Annotated in this window: 13 protein-coding genes and 2 pseudogenes; 4 read left to right on the forward strand and 11 right to left on the reverse strand. The window is 43.2% G+C overall.

The features are described 5' to 3' along the window. Positions 1-78: 78 nt before the first annotated feature. Positions 79-1,254 carry an MFS transporter gene (locus tag BCV39_RS12440; protein ID WP_102432283.1) on the reverse strand — a complete coding sequence of 392 codons (1,176 nt, stop codon included), beginning with the start codon at positions 1,252-1,254 and terminating at the stop codon, positions 79-81. Positions 1,255-1,517: 263 nt separating this feature from the next. Here BCV39_RS12440 and BCV39_RS12445 point away from each other — a divergent pair, with 263 nt between their 5' ends. Next, complete coding sequence (locus BCV39_RS12445; protein ID WP_102432284.1) at positions 1,518-2,408, forward strand: LysR family transcriptional regulator; 891 nt, start codon at positions 1,518-1,520, stop codon at positions 2,406-2,408. 73 nt (positions 2,409-2,481) lie between these two features. On the opposite strand, the gene BCV39_RS12450 is transcribed toward BCV39_RS12445, so the two are convergent. The 6 genes from BCV39_RS12450 to BCV39_RS12475 form a co-directional block, all read right to left on the reverse strand. Next, positions 2,482-7,383, reverse strand: coding sequence for a transporter substrate-binding domain-containing protein (locus BCV39_RS12450; protein WP_102432285.1), 4,902 nt, complete (start codon positions 7,381-7,383; stop codon positions 2,482-2,484). Beyond that, the gene (locus BCV39_RS12455) at positions 7,376-8,401 is read right to left on the reverse strand and encodes a two-component system response regulator (RefSeq protein ID WP_102432286.1); all 1,026 of its coding nucleotides are present in this window, start codon (positions 8,399-8,401) and stop codon (positions 7,376-7,378) included. The genes BCV39_RS12450 and BCV39_RS12455 overlap by 8 nt, the downstream gene beginning before the upstream one ends. A 287-nt stretch (positions 8,402-8,688) precedes the next feature. Then, entirely contained in the window at positions 8,689-9,453 is a 765-nt protein-coding gene (locus tag BCV39_RS12460; protein ID WP_102300158.1) for an ATP-binding cassette domain-containing protein, read from the reverse strand. A gap of 12 nt (positions 9,454-9,465) precedes the next feature. Beyond that, a complete protein-coding gene (locus BCV39_RS12465; RefSeq protein WP_102432287.1) occupies positions 9,466-10,416 on the reverse strand; it encodes an iron chelate uptake ABC transporter family permease subunit in 951 nt (316 codons plus the stop codon). Beyond that, a complete protein-coding gene (locus tag BCV39_RS12470; RefSeq protein WP_102432288.1) occupies positions 10,409-11,362 on the reverse strand; it encodes an iron chelate uptake ABC transporter family permease subunit in 954 nt (317 codons plus the stop codon). Before BCV39_RS12470 ends, BCV39_RS12465 begins: the two co-directional genes overlap by 8 nt. 99 nt (positions 11,363-11,461) lie before the next feature. Then, a complete protein-coding gene (locus BCV39_RS12475) occupies positions 11,462-12,394 on the reverse strand; it encodes an ABC transporter substrate-binding protein (protein ID WP_102432289.1) in 933 nt (310 codons plus the stop codon). Positions 12,395-13,324: 930 nt separating this feature from the next. Between BCV39_RS12475 and BCV39_RS12480 the strand changes: the two genes are divergently transcribed. Continuing rightward, positions 13,325-13,534 (forward strand): hypothetical protein, encoded by a 210-nt coding sequence (locus BCV39_RS12480; RefSeq protein WP_004731601.1) that lies wholly within the window; start codon positions 13,325-13,327, stop codon positions 13,532-13,534. A 231-nt stretch (positions 13,535-13,765) separates the two neighbouring features. Here BCV39_RS12480 and BCV39_RS12485 read toward each other — a convergent pair whose 3' ends face one another. Then, positions 13,766-14,359, reverse strand: a complete 594-nt coding sequence (locus tag BCV39_RS12485) for a hypothetical protein (protein WP_102432290.1) — start codon at positions 14,357-14,359, stop codon at positions 13,766-13,768. A 652-nt stretch (positions 14,360-15,011) separates the two neighbouring features. Between BCV39_RS12485 and BCV39_RS12490 the strand changes: the two genes are divergently transcribed. Beyond that, entirely contained in the window at positions 15,012-15,551 is a 540-nt protein-coding gene (locus BCV39_RS12490; protein WP_102432291.1) for a DUF3332 family protein, read from the forward strand. A gap of 111 nt (positions 15,552-15,662) precedes the next feature. On the opposite strand, the pseudogene BCV39_RS12495 reads toward BCV39_RS12490, so the two are convergent. The 3 genes and pseudogenes from BCV39_RS12495 to BCV39_RS12505 all read right to left on the reverse strand — a co-directional run. Continuing rightward, a pseudogene (locus BCV39_RS12495) lies at positions 15,663-16,211 on the reverse strand (potassium channel family protein); the annotation flags it as partial. 1 nt (position 16,212) lies between these two features. Continuing rightward, positions 16,213-16,839, reverse strand: a pseudogene (locus BCV39_RS12500) (AraC family transcriptional regulator); the annotation flags it as partial. Between the two features lie 182 nt (positions 16,840-17,021). Further along, a complete protein-coding gene (locus tag BCV39_RS12505) occupies positions 17,022-17,450 on the reverse strand; it encodes a PACE efflux transporter (RefSeq protein ID WP_102432292.1) in 429 nt (142 codons plus the stop codon). Positions 17,451-17,588: 138 nt separating this feature from the next. On the opposite strand from BCV39_RS12505, the gene BCV39_RS12510 reads away from it, so the two are divergent. Continuing rightward, on the forward strand, positions 17,589-18,491 hold the full coding sequence (locus tag BCV39_RS12510; protein ID WP_102432293.1) for a LysR family transcriptional regulator: 903 nt from the start codon (positions 17,589-17,591) through the stop codon (positions 18,489-18,491). The last annotated feature ends 299 nt before the right edge of the window (positions 18,492-18,790 follow it).

Here is an 18,790-nt window from a genome sequence, read left to right on the forward strand (position 1 = left end):
GGTCTGTGCTTCGGAAAAGCTAGCCTAACGCTCTGTTCAAATGAAGAGGTCTATCTCACCCAAGCAGGTGACAACTACTCACACCGGCTGCTTTTGAATGCGAGATTTACGTGCGCTAAATGCAAACAATAAAATAACGGCTAGCACAAATGGCAATACGTAGATATTGAGGTTTTGCCAGCCCGCAGTCGACTCTAACCAACCAGAAAGCAACGCCGTTACTGTCACACAGCCAAAGACAACAAACTCATTAAACGCTTGAGCCTTCGCTTTGTTCTGCGGTTGATAAGATTGACTGAACAAACCGGTTGCCGCGATGAACATAAAGTTCCAGCCTACCCCGAGTAAAACCAAAGCCGCTCGGAAGTGCCAGATTGATTCGCCATGAATGTTGATAGCAATACAAACAACGAACAACACCCCACCCGCCAAAATCATCATTCGTGAACCAAACTTCTCAATAAGTGAGCCAGTAAAGAATGCCGGGACAAACATACCCAACACGTGCCACTCAATCACACCGGCGGCTTTAGTAAAGTCGAATCCACAACCGATCATCGCCAATGGTGTAGCCGTCATCAGAATATTCATCACCGCATAGGCAACCATTGCTGCAAAGACGGCTCCGACAAAATTTGGAGCCTTCACGATTGCACTCAAAGAATCCGACTTCGGTGCTTGGTGACTAAACGACACTTTAGGGAATTGAATGGTCTGTAAGATAAGGAGTGCTAAAATGTTTAAGCCAATCAATGAAGCGAACGCACCAATATATAGGCCATCTTGCGACCATTGTTGCGACATAATCGCCAAGTTCGGCCCTAATACCGCAGCTAAAACGCCACCAGCCATCGATATAGAAATTGCGCGATGTCGTGCATTTTCATCACACACTTCGATAGCAGCGAAACGATAAAGCGTACCAAAACCAATACCTATCCCGAGCAAAAATGTGGCGAAGCAAAACAAGTAGAAATGCTGCTGAGATAAAGCGTAGGTAGCAAGGCTTGCCCCTGTAATGCCAACGACATTACCAATGCTAAACCCTCTCTTTCGTCCTAGCTTACCTGAAATTAAAGACGCAGGAATCGTGGCAGCCATTAAGCCTAAAAACTGAAGCGCAACGGGCAAAGTAATCATGCTGACACTGGGCGCAATCTGTTTTCCTATCAAGCCAATCACGGAAATCAGTAAGATATTCCCTGTCATTAATAAGGCCTGACACAGTGACAGTAGCCAAACATTTCTATTCATCTTCGTTCCTAAATATGAGCACGGCTGATCACTAGACCAAATAACCAACAAAGTCTCAACACTTTGTTACAAAAAATGAAACTCACCTGCTACCAATGTATTGCTTTAAAGCCATCTCCTTTTGGATCTTCAACGATATCGAATGCGTCGCTTTCTATATTTTCAATTCATTCTGGATTTGCATTTATCATTAACGGAGATAATAATAATTTTCTGTTATTCACTAGCACTGTTTCAAAAAACTTCGGCATTAAGAGGCAAGTATGATTAATCCACTTTGGCTCAACACATTTAAGACTCTGGTAGAAGTCGGCCATTTCACCCAAACGGCTGAAAAGTTGTACATGACTCAACCAGGTGTTAGCCAACACATCAAAAAACTTGAGCAAGCATGTGACTGCGAGCTACTCTCTCGAGAAAATAAGAGCTTCGAGCTGACCGAGCAAGGTCGGATTATGTATCGCTATGCACTCAAATTAGAGAAAGACCAAGAAGACCTTTTCGAATCACTTAGTTTTGATAACCCTTACTCTGGGCAGTGTCACCTATCCTGTTCAGGCTCGCTTTCCTTACGCTTATATCCCAAGCTTCTTGAGCTGCAGCAGCAACATCCAGATCTAAGCATTAATCTAGAGGCAGCGCCGAATAGAAAGATATTGAATGACCTGCTGCAAGGCACGACTGATGTCGGTATCGTGAGACACTCACCGAACGACAGCTATTACCAAAGCCAAGTTATCGGCAAAGAAGCATTGTGTCTTATCGTGCACCACAGTCATGCCGACCTTGAGATCACGCCACAAACGCTGCATGAGATTGGCCTGATTGCTCACCCAGATTCTGCGCATTACCTCTCTTTGTACTTTGACCTGTGTGGTGATAAAGAGCTCGCGAACATCAACATTAATGAGATTCCGAAATCAGGCTACATCAACCAACTTCATCAGATACTGCTGCCCGTATCCAAGGGATTAGGGTTTACCGTGTTGCCAGCTGGTGCCGTTGAACATTTTGCTGAAAGAGATAAGTTGCACGTCGTCCCGCCAAAAGTAGAAGTTGAGGAAAAGCTGTACTTAGTCCAAAAGCGAAACCGCAAGCTCCCTCATCGATACAACACCGTGATTGATTTAATCAAACAGAATGTCAGCAATTAGGTTAGTGCACAGATAAACAAAGCCTTTAACCACGATAGTTAAAGGCTTTGATTACTAGCAAAAGGTTTTGGTTCTATGGCTGTGAAGCGCTGAACACCTCAGTGGCACCTTCAAAATCGTAACTCTCTAGCAATCTCAGCACCTCTTTTAAAGCACTCGAGTCAGGGTGTTCAATGAGTAACTCCGAAACGTATTGAGTCGCATCGTTATCGTAAGCCTCGAGAAGAGATAGCAGCTTAGCGATTTGCTTGGGATCTAACTCAGAAGAGTCCGAAGTTTCACCTGTATCTTTGTCTGCCGTGACTGCGCATGGTTTGCCAAAATCGCGCTCGACCGCTTCAATTAACTCCGTTAAGCCAATTTCGCCATGCTTAAGATCTTGCTCCACGCATGTCCTATTATGAGCTCGACTTTCTAAGTCACTGAGTAATTCAGCGAGCCTCTGCCCGCCAATTGAAGCCGCCATACTTTTTAGGGTGTGTAGATTCCGCTCTAACGTCACCCACTCTTCTTGCGCTAGATTATCGAACGCCTCAGACAGCATCGATGGCGCCCCTTGGCAGAACCTATCTAACACCTTATTTTGCAAGGCTGTGTCGTTATTGGTGAGCTGCTCAAATCGAGCTAGTGAGAAAATAGGCAAGCCAGAGTTGTCAGAAACTGATTCATCAACTAATTTAGGCGCAGGCGCTTTACCTTCAATCAACACCTCAGGCACGATGTACTTAGAGATCAAAGACGTCGCTTTATCAATTATGATTGGCTTATCCAAGAAATCTGTTACGCCTGCGTCTCTTGCTCTTTGTTTCGCATCACTAAACACGTTGGCCGACATCGCAATAATAGGCACAGCTTTATTGAATTCACGGATCAACCTTGTAGCCTCAAACCCATCCATAATTGGCATTTGCAGATCCATAAAGATCATTTCATAGTCATTATTCTGCGCCAACGCCAATGCCTCTTTTCCGTTTTCGGCAAGGTCGGCATCTAACTTAAAGCGACTAAAGAAGGCTAACGCAAGATCTTGGTTTAACTCATTATCTTCCACTAGCAGTATCTTCTGACCTTTAAACTCTATCTGATAATCCGATTGCAATTCTTGAGCTTTAAACTTAGCGAGTTCTTCATCCGTCGACCTTGCAAGTGTCACAATAAAAGAAAACTCACTGCCCTGCCCGAACTCACTCTCAACCGTAATTTGGCTACCCATCGCGTTAACAAGTTTCTGGCTAATATTGAGCCCTAACCCTGTGCCACCAAACCTGCGCGTTGTTGTTGTGTCTGCTTGGCTAAACGCTTGAAATAGTTTGTGGAGGTTCTCATCGGAGATCCCAATACCGGTATCCACAACGCTGACTCTCATGGTCAAGTTGTTATCATTCGATTCCATTACATCGACGGTTAACGTGACGTTGCCTTTTTCGGTAAACTTAATCGCATTACCTATCAGGTTAAGTATCACTTGGAACAATCTGAGTGGGTCCCCCATAAGAGGGGTATCCAGTTCTGGGTCAACCGACATCGACAAGTTGAGCTGCTTTTCAGCAGCTTTCGATTCCATCAACTCAATCACATCTTGAAACGTCGTTAGTGCATTAAATGGAATATTATCGATAAACAACTGCCCGGCTTCTATCTTGGACAAGTCTAAAATATCGTTGATTATGCTTAACAGAGAGTGCCCTGAACGGTGCACTTTTTCGATATAGTTGCGGGCTGTAGGGTTAGAGATTTCCCCAATAGCTAAATAAGACAGACCAATAATGGCGTTCATTGGCGTTCTAATTTCATGACTCATATTCGCCAAGAACTCTGATTTCGCCTGACTTGCCTGATTCGCTTTCTCTTTTTCCTCTGCCAACTGCTCGTTCAGTCGCTTCATTTCAGAAATATCGAATGCCCAAAATAGCGTTGCGATTTCACCATCAAGCTCAAACAAGTAATAGCTAACAAGTGCGACAAAACGAGTGCCATCTGACTTTCTAAGCACTAACTCTTTGTTCACGACTTTTCCGTTTAGCTTGAGCTCTTTATGAATGTCATCACGAACTTCGAGAGAATCATGAATAGCAACTACATCGATAGACGAGAGTTCCTTATTTTCAACGCCAAACAAGCGTTTTGCTGTGTCATTCGCATAACGACATTGCTCATCAGACACCACAGCAGCGGCAATTGGGGAACTATTCAGCATGCTATAGAGTTGGTCTTGTGCTTTTTTGAGTGCCTCTGTTGCTTGATTGGCTATGCTAATCTGCTTAGCGAGTTTTCGGTTCCAGAAGACAATCAGCAAAAGAATCACTAACGAAAAAGCGGAGATGGTGTAAACCAGATGATAGTCAACTCTTTCTATCGCTTTTGGTGCTGCCCACTTCGCTGATATCTTTTGATGCTCTTCTGCAGAGATCTTATCAATGGCTTTATTCAAAATAGAAAATAGAAGAGGTTCCGATTTAATCACATGTAAGGTCGGTGAAAGGAAAAAGTCGAGTCGGCCGATAATCCCAATATCTCGGTGTCCAAATGAATCGATCAAATAGTTTAAGACATCGACCGTATCGATCATTCCGTCTAAGCTTTGATCATCTAGCAAGTTCAACCCCTCTGCGGTTGAATCAACAAATACCCACTCAACGTTTGGATACTTCTTTACTATCGCCTCAGTATTCGCTGCATTTCTTAAAATACCAATTTTCCATCCTGTCGCTTCATCGAGCACCAGACTGCTCACCTCTCGTCTTGATGCAAGTGCCAAACGGCTTGAGAAGAGGCTATTTACCGCTTTGACATTCTCTCCCAACGAGCGATTTTCTTGCGCAGCAGAGACGAGTTCAACTTCTTGATGATCAACTAAACTTCGAGTCTCTGACCAATTAGCAACATCAACATGCTCAATGTTCAAGCCTGTTTTCTGCCCGATGAGTTCCAGGTAATCATCAATCATACCGATGTACTCCCCAGTACTAGAGACAGCCTCATACGGGAGTGAATTAGGGTCGATACCGATTCGCACCGTTGGATTATTTTTAAGCCACTCCCTCTCCTCTTCACTTAAATTTAAGATCTCTCCCGTTAAGTTATTTGCTTGATATATCTCTGCAATATACCGCTTAGCGGGTTCACCAAACGAATTGAACTGCTCTATATCTGGAAAGTAAATATGGTTTCGCTGTTGAGATCGAGTGTCAAAGTAAAAGGTCATGGAGCCCGAATTAGTAATACCACCTTTCGTGCGGTAGCTGGCGACTTTGGTCACTGATGCAAAATGGGAGGTATTGCGCTTCTCTCCAAAATCATCAACTAGGTTACCTATGTACCAGGCTTTAATTGGGCGATTATTGTTGTCTGCTTGGGCTGTGATCACCTGAAATGAACTGTCTGTATCAAATACTTCAAAGAGCTCAGACAAGTCGTCAAAGCGGTCATTTACGATAAAATAAGCCGAGATTTGAGCAATAATACTCGCTTTCTTCAGAACCTGGCTTAGGTCACTCTGGATATGAGTCTCAATGATTTGGTTTAAACCATCATCGACTTGCTTAAGGTTGGCCACCGCAGCGTTAAAGCGGTCTCTCAGTTCTTCACTCTTAAAATCGACATAGATTGGATACTCCACTCGGTAGTCATCGTGTAATCGAAGCTCTGACATTTCAATAAAGCGAGTATTAGTAATAAACCACTCCAGTACTCGCCTCTCGACCATTAAGACATCTACGCTCTGTGCTCTTAACTGTGCGAATGCAGACTCTAACGTACCGATATCTTCAACTCGTTCGATATCAACTTCCTTAGAAAGCATCTCTATCGAGTTTTTTATGGGGGAGGTGTCATCAAACAACAGTGCACCCAGAGACAGGCCTTTCTGAGATTTAAGATTGAGTTGGCGCCTTGCCAGCGACACAGGGACGAATTCAACGTTAATAACACTATCACTTAAAAAGTGGGCATCCGGATCGTCAGCCTGAACGCCTGAGACAAAAGAGATCGAGTTATTATTATCAATGGCCTTCCTCGCGGCACTCGGCGGAAGCGTGACAACGTCACCTAACTTGTAGCCCATGTCATTCAATGCGCGCTGTATAATGTCGTGCTCCAAGCCAACAGCGGTACTATCTGGATACATGTAAGGAGGATTACCAAAGCCAAACACGCCTTTAAGTGGAACCCGATAAGGAGACGCATCTAGCCACTTAGATAAAATCTGGTTCTCTTTGTGAACATCAAAAGTATTTATCTGTTTGTTGAGTAGAGTTAGGAGTTCTACATCGCTGCTACGAACCACCATAGTGGCCTGTATTCTTTTCCAATGCTCTAACACGTAGTTAACAGCTAAGTCATGAACGCCCACTTTCTTTGCAAGGTCCATAGTGGTAATGGGTTCGGCCACAATCCCTTCAACTTGACCTTCACCTAACGCCCTGACCGCATCGATAACGTTGTCAAAATCGACGCGCTCGATAGAACTTAATTGAACACCCGCTTTTTTTAAGTCAATGTTTTCATTAACCATAGCAATTCGGCGCTTATGGTTTTGGTCCAAACTAACGGTGAGTTTATTATCAATAGGGACAATCACAGCAACCTGATAAGGGATATATGGGTCGCTGGAAATAAAACGCTTTCCTTCACTGGGATCAAACTGCTGGAAAGGAAAAACATCACCTCGACCATCAAGGAGCGCGGCTTTGGCTTCACTGCGCGAGCTTACGCTAATAAACCTCACGTGAACGCCAAACCGCTCTTCAAGATCCTGTGCCCAGTCTTTAATAATGCCCGACACTTTTCCGTTGTCGTCAAGGAACGAGTATGGGTAATGGTTAGTAAGGGCTATAAAAGTCACTGAAGGCTTGTTGTCTAACCAACCCTCTAGCTCTGCATCAGTCACTTCAGAGGCGCTAACGGTGTTAGCAAACACTAGACCAGTCAGCAACCATAATGTGAATACATAGAACCGAATGAACAGATTACTCATCTTTAAATCTTTCTTTAATCGCTAAAATCTTAGGTAAGTTTTCAAATAACAGCTCTACTATCCTAGGGTCAAAGTGTTTACCCTTTTGCTCTTCAAACAAGGCCAGCGCTTCATCAACGCTCCAAGCCTTTTTATAAGGCCTTTCTGCTGTCAAAGCATCAAATACATCCGCAACCGCAGCAATGCGCCCGACCAGAGGAATCTCTTCGCCCGCTATTTGATTTGGGTAGCCGCTGCCATCCCATTTTTCGTGGTGATATTGCGCGACTTGAATGGCCATTCGCATCAACTTAGAGTCACTCTGCCTGCCGAGTATCTCTACGCCGTATTCGACGTGTTTTTGCATGGTGGCCCACTCGTCCGGGTCTAATTTACCCGGCTTAAGTAACACACTGTCAGGGATACCTATCTTGCCAATATCATGCATGGGTGCAGCATCACGCAAGGTTTCCGCGTCTTCGTCTGTCATGCCCAAGGCTTTGGCTAATATTTCGCAATAATGGCTCATGCGCATAACGTGCATGCCCGTTTCATTGTCTTTGAATTCAGCCGCCCTACCCAAGATATTCAGCGTCTCTAGCTTACCTAGATTGATCTCTTGGGTTTTCTCTTTTACCTGACTAAACAACGCGCGTTGTTGGTCATAAAGAGAAATATGGGTTTTTACACGCTGAAGTGCGATTTCTGGGGTAATGGGTTTCGTTAAATAATCAACAGCACCTAAAGACAACCCTTTCACTTCAGCTTCAGGATCCATTTTGGCGGTCACAAATATAATCGGTATATGCGCGGTATTGGGTTGAGCTTTCAGTTGACGGCATACCTCGTAACCATCTATATCAGGCATCATGATATCAAGGAGAATTAAGTCAGGCTGTGGCACCATCTTCGCTATTTTGATACCGATAGTACCGTTGATCGCGACCTTTACTTGGTAAGTATCTTTGAGAATTGCAGTTAGCACATCCAAGTTACTTGGGGTGTCATCTACGACTAACACTATAGGTTTACGACTCATTGACACCTCGTATAAAAATCAAACAGTTATAATCATAGTGTAGATGGGTTTTCGCACCACTCAACATGAAAATGACAAATGATTGTTAAAAATGAAGAGTAGATCTTCGAGTGACGTCAAACTAACGATTTGAGTCTAGTTTGATGTCAAAAATTCGGCAGAAATTAATGTCTAACACAAGAGAAAATATGCTCTCTTGGACATATGAGCCAAACGAAAAGAGCTCCTCATAGGGGAGCTCTTTTATTGAACAGTTAGAAAACAAACAGCTTTGATTATTCAGTAGCCTAACGACCTGAGTAATACATACAGATTCGAACGCCATCGAACTCGCGAATCTCAAATGGGATCTCGTAGATAGACTCCATCACTGACTTTTCAACCACTTCAGAGACCTTACCCGACTTAACCACTTGGCCTTTTTTCATCGCGACGATGTTATCTGAGTAGCATGAAGCAAAGTTGATGTCGTGAATTACAATAACGACCGCTTTGTTAAACTCATGCGCTAAACGACGCAGCGTCTGCATGATTTCGACAGAGTGCTTAATATCTAGGTTGTTCAGTGGCTCATCTAAGAACACATAGTCCGTATCTTGCGCCACAACCATTGCGATGAACGCCATTTGACGCTGACCGCCACTCAACTCATCAAGGTATTTGTTTTGAATATCAGTAATGCCAAGGTGCTCGAGCGCAGTGTCGACGATCTTATGGTCTTCGTCTTTCAAGCGACCTTGTGAATGTGGGAAACGGCCAAAACAAACCAATTCGCGAATCGTAAATCGCATGTTGATGTTGTTCGACTGCCTTAACACAGCAAGGTGTTTTGCCAGCTCTTTGGTATCCCATTCAGCCAGTAGCTTGTCGCCAATAATGACTTCACCGGCATCACTTTCGGTTAAGCGACTCGCCATAGAAAGCAGTGTACTTTTACCCGCACCATTTGGGCCAATGATAGAAGTCACTTCTCCTTTCGGGAACATGGCACTGGCATCATCCACCACAAGTGTCTTGCCATACTTCTTACTCAAACCTGTTAATTTAATCACTACTTACTACCTTTACTGAATTCTGGTGCGTAACAACAAGAACATAAAATACAAACCGCCGACCAAGTTAATGACCACGCTCACAGTGGTTTCAAACGCCATTACTTTTTCGATAAACCATTGGCCTGAAACCAATAGAACGACCGCTAACAAACTGCTCGCAATGATAAGCACGCGATGTTGATAAGATTTGAATATCTGACGAGCTAAGCTCACGGTGATTAATCCAAAGAACAGCACAGGGCCAACCAAAGCCGTCGATACCGCGACCATCACTGACACAATCACCAAGGTAATTTGAGTCAGTCGCTTGGTGTTCACGCCCAAGCTTGTTGCGTTATCGACACCAAGCCAAAGCACATCAAGCTTAGGCGCTAACAACCACAGGCCAAGCAAGCTCAAACCCAATGGAATAAGGCTGAGGTAAACCAGTTCACCTTTCACGTTGTTGAAGCTCGCGAACATCACATTTTGCAGCACGGCAAACTCGTTCGGATCAATCAACATCGCCAAGAAGTTAGACAAGCTCGAGAACACGCTGCCACACACGATGCCTATCAGAAGCAGTGTGAATACGTTGTTTCGCTTGCTCTTAAAGTAGAAATGGAACAGAGCAAACGAGAACAAGATCATCACAGTCACAGACATCGAAAAGTTTGCGATTGAATCAACCACCCAGAAGCTAGCACTGCCAAACACAAACAAAAGAACCGTTTGAACCAGCAAATACAAGCTGTCAAAGCCCAAGATGGAAGGGGTTAGAATTCGATTATTCGTGATGGTTTGGAAAACCAATGACGATGCAGAAATCGCCACCGCCGCCAACACAATCGACAGTAGTTTAGGTAATCGCAGAGACAAGAAAAACTCGTAGTTATCCCAAGTAAGTCCCTGCCCCACAAATACTGTGGCCATACACAAAGACGCGATAGCCAGAATCGCAATTTTTACTGAATCACGCATTCGACTTGTCTCTCATGATTAGGTAAATAAAAATCAAGCCGCCAAAGATGCTGATGACCATTGAGATTGGAATCTCATAAGGAAAGATAACGATTCGCGCTAACAAGTCACAAGCCAATACCAAGATCACACCCCAGTAGGCTGTCCAAGGCAGAATCTTCTTCATGTTATCACCCATCATCAGCGACACGATATTCGGCACGATAAGGCCAAGGAATGGGATAACACCAACAATCATCACCACCGAAGATGCACAGATCGCGACAAGAGCAACACCAATGAAAACGATCTTTTGATAATTGAGGCCGATGTTTTTTGCGAAGCTTTCACCAATACTTGCCGCACTGAACTGACTCGCAAAGTAATAAGCCAACACACATGCAGGAATCGCGAGGTAAAGAATTTCATAGCTGCCTTGCAATACACTCGCAAAGTTCGCCATCGTCCATGCCGACATGGTTTGTACTAAATCGTATTTGTAAGCAATAAAGGTTGTTAGAGATGAGACAACGTTGCCATACATGATGCCAATTAAAGGCACCAACACCGCATTCTTAAACTTGAGGTGTTGTAAGAAGCGAACCAATAACATGGTGCCTAACACCGCAAACGCAAAGATAAAGCCTAAGTAGCTCCATTGAGCGGCATTACCCAGCACCAGAATACCGACGATGTAACCCAACATGGCGCAATCAATCGTGCCCATCGTAGAAGGAGCAGCGAACTTGTTCTGAACAATCTGCTGCATGATAAGGCCAGAAACACTTAAACCCGCCCCAGCTAGCACGATCGCGAACAGTCGAGGTATCCGACTAACAACATAAATGGAATTGGCATGTTGGTTACCATTGAAGAAGTCACTAAAACTGATTTCAGCGACCCCAATCATCAACGACGTAACGCATAACACAACAAGAAATACAGCAGCGGCAATGGGTTTCAACATAGAAATAATACTAAAGGTAGGGCTCTTTGAGTCCGTATGAAAAGTGAAAAAGGGCTTATAAGAACGTTCTTATAAGCCCGAAAATCTGATGATTGGTGACTATTGAATCGTGCGTTCAATATCACCCAACATTCTGTGAATCGCTGTCACGCCACCACCCGCCAAATACCAAGCACTTGAATCAAGGTAAACGATGTTGCCTTGCTGCGCTGCAGGTGTCGCCGCAACTAATGGGTTATCAAACAGCTGTTGTGCGCGACCTTCTGACTTACCAATCGCTTTTTCACGGTCGAGAACATAAAGTACTTCAGGTTTTGCATCGGCAATGTATTCGAACGAGATTAAGTTACCGTGTGTACCTTTAATTGGAACCACTGTCGCACTCTTTGATTCAACGTATCCGAAGTCATCAAAGATGATTGAGAAGCGACTACCTTTGTTGAACATCGCAATGTTATTGCCGTTGTTCATCAGCATCATCGCAGTGGTTTCGCCAGACGTTACTTTATCGTTTACCGCTGCAATCGAATCTTGAGTCTCTGTGATGATCGCTTCAACTTCATTTTGTTTATCAAACAGTTGACCTAGTGCACGCCAGTTTTCTTGAGCGTCAGCCCAGTACTTATCGCCCTCAATAGAGAACATGATCGTCGGAGCAATTTGTGCCAACTTGTCGTAGACCTTTAGCATGCGGTTTTCAGCAATGATAACGTCAGGCTTCAACATGTAGATAGCTTCAAAATCAGGTTCGCTCAACGAGCCAGTGTTTGCTGTCGTTGCTTTGTAAGACTCTAGGTAATCAGGCATAAGGCTATGAGGTGCGCCGACTGGCTTGACACCAATTTTATCTAGCACATCCAAGCTACCAAAACCAAGAACCACGACTCGTTGCGGCACTTCATCAAACTGCGCTGCGCCCTTCACGTGTTCAATAGTCACGGTTTCCGCTTGAGCGGTCATCATGAATGATGATGCAAGAACGATGGCAAGCCCGCTCAATAACTGGCGAACTGAATTGATTGTTTTCTTCATGTTTCTTCCTTTGCCATTGAGACAAACCACCACTCATGACAATGAAAGTCAGATGACTCATAGGTGAGCATGGGGCCTACACAACGGCTAAATAACGATAATTTAAAGTCTGTCATTGCTTCGACGACAAACCTGTAACGCAAGTGAGAATTATTATCAATTATATTTGCGTTAAATTAGCGACACAACAACTTTATTATTCAGAAACGTAAAAGTGAGTATTCATGTTTTGCGTAGTCAAGAGAAGTATTAGGAATCAGAAATAACAAAAAGACGCGAAGAGGAAAATGAGCATTAATCTGGAGAGGAAAATTGATGGCAAAAAGTGACCAACTGTTCTGTAATCATAACGCTTAACCCAAAAGCTACGACTTACAGTTTACAATGTAAAGCCTAAACATAACAAAGGCTTATGTTAAGATTAATCAAGCTAGCAATGAAAAGAACTAATTACAAAGAAGACGAAGCGGCGCAAAGCCAAAAATCTGTCAGATATCATAGTAAATATCCTAACCGTCGCTCATTTAACCTTCAGTAAGCGATGATAAGTCACTCAAAAATATTTTTTAATTTAATTGAAAATAGGGTTGTAATTTTAAAAACTAGGCGTATAGTTCGCCACCTGGCTCTAATCTATAGAGCTGTTAATGCTAAAGTAAGTCCAAGTTCCACATAGACAGTTCTCGATTCCCTCGTTACACCATCTCTGCGTCAGCTTTCACCTAGATAGTCATTCAATAGCTTCTCAATTAGATCCCACTACCGTTCTATTCGTCATTTGCTTTCTTTTTAGCGAATTCAAGATAGAGCGACTACTTAAATACAAATGTAATAAATACAAGGCACAGTTATGTCACGCAGAACAACACGACAAACCCATTGGTACCAACTATCACGCGAAAAAACAGTCAATAAACTAAAAGGTAATAAATGCTCAAGATTAAAATAGACTTACACAAAGAAGAGATTTCATGGGTCACCGAGATTCGACAGCTCAATAGCGATATACTCCACCGCCACATATTGCCCAAGCTACAACATCACAGTTATCTCATCGACTTTGAATTTAATGAACGAGAAAGCATCGGAACTATCGTTTCAGGCAACGGAAACACCCTAGGACATTTCACACTCCTATAGCATTTCCCAAAGGCGACAAAAAGAAACATCGCCTAGCTCCAAAGATATAAAAGATGTCACCCTCAATTCGCTCTAGCAGAACAAAATAGAGTAGAAGTAAAACAGATCAGAAACCTAGCCCTTTTTGCATTTCACACGCGGCTAACGCTAGCTAGGTTATCGTGCTTCTATTGAAACCAACTTATATCGAACTCTGAATCACCAATGAGTCATTATCAGTGCATTCATGGACTAATAAGTTAACGGTATCGACCTTAACTTCTGATCAAGAGTATATAAGTGTTCTGCAGCTTGCATGTGTTGAGGGTAATCACTGAATTTCTCACGATTCTCTTCATTCATCTTACATGTCTCATCCACCAGCATTAACTTCCAATACAGCTTTGTTGTATGCAGCATCGCCAGTAAAGGTTTGAATACCTCTTTCTCATAAGCTTGAATCAACTCTTCAATCAACTCGTCACGTTCGTCTTCACTTGCGATTGAACCCTCGGTTGCCGACAACACTTTTTGATACTTCAGGTTTTGTTGCAGCTTATCCATAACCGTTTGGTTTTCTTCCGCTAACTCAACAAGTTTCGACTTAATGATATTTATCCAGTTCGCTTGGCTCAGTACTGTGTCATCAACGTTGGTAAAGTCTTCTCTTATCTGTCGTTCCACATCTTTTTGAGCTTTCTTTAAAACCGCACGCACCTTTTGGAAAGGCAACTGATATTCCTTACTTAGCTCGATAATCAGTTTATGAAAACCACCATTGGGCAGGTGTAAGTTTTCCTTAAACGTCGCCATTGCAGCTTCTTGCTGTTCGGTAAGGTGAGTCATTCTGTTTCCTATTCTTTATCACTTATGGTGCTGAGCCCGGGATCATACCACTATTACCCTCGCTTTTTCGGTAACTTGCTCAGTTACACCTAGGTACGTACTTAATTTCTCTCAACTCGTTATCTTTTGACTAGTTTTCACACTACTTGGCATGAAATGGTAAATCTCATTCGGGGAAAGTTCGTACATTACGCGCTCAGGGTATATCGCCAGACAGGAGTCGTTACTTACATATGAAAGATAACAGCCAGAAGTGAGAAAACACATGACCTATTCAGAATTCAAAGAATCCGATTTGCATAAGTGCGTGAGTATTGGTGCAGAAGCAATGTTATCAGTCGCTAAGTTTGCCTTTAGAGCCTCGACCCTTTTATTTCAATTTTTCCGTTGGCTTGTCGTATCGGCCTATTCTTATGTGATGAAGTAATTCTATATTGGAGTCGTTGTTTTCATTACGACTTATCCAAATACCCAAAAGCGCGCCCTATTAGGTCGCGCTTTTTTTGTGCCCAGTTTTATACCTAGCTTTATGCCAAAAACCCGAGGACATTTGATATTGTCAGTGGCGCTAAATGGTAAAACTGATAATCGAATAAAAACCATACTACACCTGTTCCAACAAAACAGACTTCTAACTTATACAGGTACTAAAATGAAAAAGATTGCACTTAAAATTGTAGGACTAACGGTTTTGGCTTCTGCGCTAACGGGTTGTATCGGCAGTAACGCCGTAACAGGGAAAGTGATGAAATTTAACGTTGAAGTTGTCGATAACCGCTATGCTCGTGCAGGTGTAAACTTCTTATTAGCGCCTGTATACGGTATTACAACCGCAGCCGACTATGTCGTATTCAACTCACTTGAATTCTGGACAGGTAAAAACCCGATCAGCGGTTCACCACACGTATTTGATACAAAAACAGATACTCACTTCAAAGTAAACGATGAGCTAGACCCAAGCCTTAAAGAAGCCCCTGTAGGCCCAATTTCAAACAATCGCACTATTGAAACGGGTGAGATGATTATGATCGACGAGAATACGGTTCAAATGGACATCGTCTATACATCTGGTGAAACGGCTACTCTAACGGGCATCAAAGAGGGTCAAAACGTTAGCTATTACATGGATAGTCAACTTGTATCGCAAACGACTATCGCTGAATTAGAGAAGATTCAAGGCACTGAAGCTTAAGGTTTGTAGCTCACACTGAGTTCAGACTTAAAGAGACTTTGAAGCTCATAAAATAGAAGAAGCCCGGCGATTGCCGGCTTGTTTGTATGTGCTCTATTATTTGTAAGTGTTCTATTGGGACTGAGACTGTGCAAGTCGAATGCTCACCAAACTCGCCACCATAATAGCCAAATAGAAGCTGCCGATAATGGATTCCATAAACACAAAGAATTGAGCAATAGGCAGGGCCGGTGATATGTCGCCATAGCCAACCGTGGTCAAGGTGATAAAGCTAAAGTACATCGCATTGAACAAGTTGGTTAGCCAAATTTGCTCTTCTAACCCATTAAATGCATTAGGGAAGATCTCTAAAATCAACAAGTAGATGGTCGACCAAGCAAACCCTAATAACAAGTAGATACAGATTGACCCGATAATGTGATTGGGCGTCACCGTTTTTGCTTTCATCACCTGTTTTAACGCCGAGTAAATGTGTGAAAACAAAAATACAGCCAACGCTGATAGTGTCACTATCGACAGGTTATAGCCTTCCAAAAACGAAAAAACGCCAGACACTAAAGCCGTAATCAATAACAGTCCATACCAAGAGCGATACAAGGCTCGCTCTTTATGAATACCGACAATTGAACTCGCCAGAGTAATGATGATGAGAAATAGTATTCTTTGGCAAGACAATCGGCGCAAGCATGATTTCTTCTGGAATTTCAAAGGCCGTAACGGGTCTCTGTGTATAAAATTGAGCAGTGCCCATTTGTGGAAGAGATTGAAAACATTCGAGATCGCCACTTTGAATGCCAACCTCAGACGGCTTCCAACGTCCTTGCGTTAATACTGAAAGTAGCTCGTTTATGAAAATGACAGAGAACAATTCAGCGAACTTAAACCAAGGCGCGTTCGTAAATGGCTTCTCGCGAACAAACCACCACTTACCACCTGCGTATTTGGTATAGACATGAGCCCCATTGGATACCAACTTTAACTGTTCACCAAATTGGTCTAACGCACTTTTCAATGAATCCTGCTGGCTTAGCTTAACCACAAACCTTGGAACATAAGTTTGCTTGCAAAAGCTCCACATAAACAACGAGAACTCCTCTCTCGACGCCGACTCCCCCATAATCTTGACCACATTTTTTATGGTGGTCTCTGGGAGGTAATCGTAATGGTCATTGCTGGTGAGAATGTCATTGGGGATTTTGGCACTGCGTAACAAGGTGTAGATTTCACCATCGATATGTTTGAACAGTTCCGCAAACAGCTCTACTTCCTTCTTATCAACCACTGTCATTATCTGAGAAGTATTTGGCATCCTTTCCTCTTAATCTGTTCTTTCAAGAACTCTAATTATCACCTTCTTTAAGATAGCAGAACAAACGACGAGTTACCTAGGCCTACTAACCGAATGTCTCTGTCAAAATAACGAATAAACAAACGGTTAGTAGTTAAACACGTGTTTACTGACTTGGTAGATTACTGAACGGCTAGATCCGCTCGGCGTACCCCTAATGCTCGGACATGATCGTAAATCAGATTAAACACAAACGCGTAAATGGTAATAAAAATGGTCACGCCGATATCCATCAAAAATGCCTGCCATAACCCCACATTAAGCAAGTATGCCATCACAGGGATCGTCGCTATCAACAAGCCAGCCTCAAATAGCACGACATGAAAAACACGTAACTTGAGTGAACGCTTGGATTTTTCACCCGTGAAATAACGATCGAAAATACGGTTAAAACAGTAGTTCCAAATCATCGCGATGGTCGCAAAAACTATCATGGTTCCTGATAAGGCATTTACATCGTGCTCAGTAAATATCGCTAAACCTATAATTGACAGTGTGACAGCCAATACTTCAAATAATACAGAGTGAAACACTCTTTCTAAGGTACTCATACATTCCTCTAAATAATCTAATGCGTGTTGGATTAGCCGAGATTATGTCACCGGAAACAATAAGAGAAAGTTAACAGCCATCACGATTAGTGATAACTTAAGCATGAATAACCCATTTTGTATTGAGCGAGAGATAGCATGTACAGTTTTGAGCAACTAAAAGTCTTCGTCACAGTGTGTGAAAGTGGCTCTTTCTCTGCCGCCGCACGCAAGTTGAAACGCGCTCAATCCGGCGTCAGCCAGTCGATCGCCAATCTAGAAATCGCCATCGACCAAGAGCTGTTTAACCGAGAGAAAAACATCCCCGTTTTGACCAATACAGGTAAAGCGCTATTGCCTGTGGCTAAGTCGATTCTTGACCAGCAAAAGTATTTCGATCAAAAAGTAGAATCCCTGACACAGGAAGATGAGCACGAACTGATCATTGCCATTGACGAAAGCATCATAGATACAAATTTCATCAAGATAATCAGCTCACTAGCCGATCAGTTTCCAATCACACACTTCGATATCATTATCACCTCAACCTTTGATGTTGAAGATCTAGTAAGACGCGGAAAAGCACAGATTGGCATCATCTACGCGGACGGTGAGCTTAAGGTTGATATGGATTTCTTCTTGCTGGGCCAAGCGCGTTTCCTAACCGTTAGTTCAGCCACTCACGAACTGAGTCACATGTCCGTAGTACAAGACTCAGACCTCAAGCACTATCGCCAATGTGTGCATCGTAGTTCAAAACAGCGCGAACTGTGGTTCACCTACGGTATTAGCTCGATGCTTTGGTATGCGAACAACCACAAGACCATAGTTGATCTCGTTGAACAGAACGTCGGTTGGGCAAATGTGCCCGAAATGATGGTGATGGAAGGCATTCAAAAAGGCGATCTTGTGGCGTTGCCTGTCTCACACGAGCATGGTGGTTGGATTACTCCTGTGGGTTGTTTAGTTTCTCGCAGCCACATCAATGGCCCAGTTCTCACCAGCCTTATTGAGCAACTTAAGGGACACTCACTGCAATACAATCAATGGCAGGCAAACTAACCTCCCTTATTCTTCACACATCGTCAATTCAGAGGTTCAATATCGGCGTGGAACTCACCACTGCTACCTCATTTCTGCTTATCTTGCCGATAAATATCTTTGTCGTCTGGATAAAACACCCTAGTTGATGTCCAAAAGTGACCTAACTACACTGCGATCCCAACGGGTTTGTCTTTTCAAACAAATTTAGACGGACCCAAATCGCTCTTTAACACCACTGACCCAACTTCAAATCTCTCAGATAAACGCTCTGCCTTGCAGTCGCTTATTCCGGTTTCAAATAGATCACTTTTTGAATA

It is taken from the genome of Vibrio sp. 10N.286.55.E10 (assembly GCF_002872555.1).
In the GTDB taxonomy this organism is placed as follows: domain Bacteria; phylum Pseudomonadota; class Gammaproteobacteria; order Enterobacterales; family Vibrionaceae; genus Vibrio; species Vibrio crassostreae.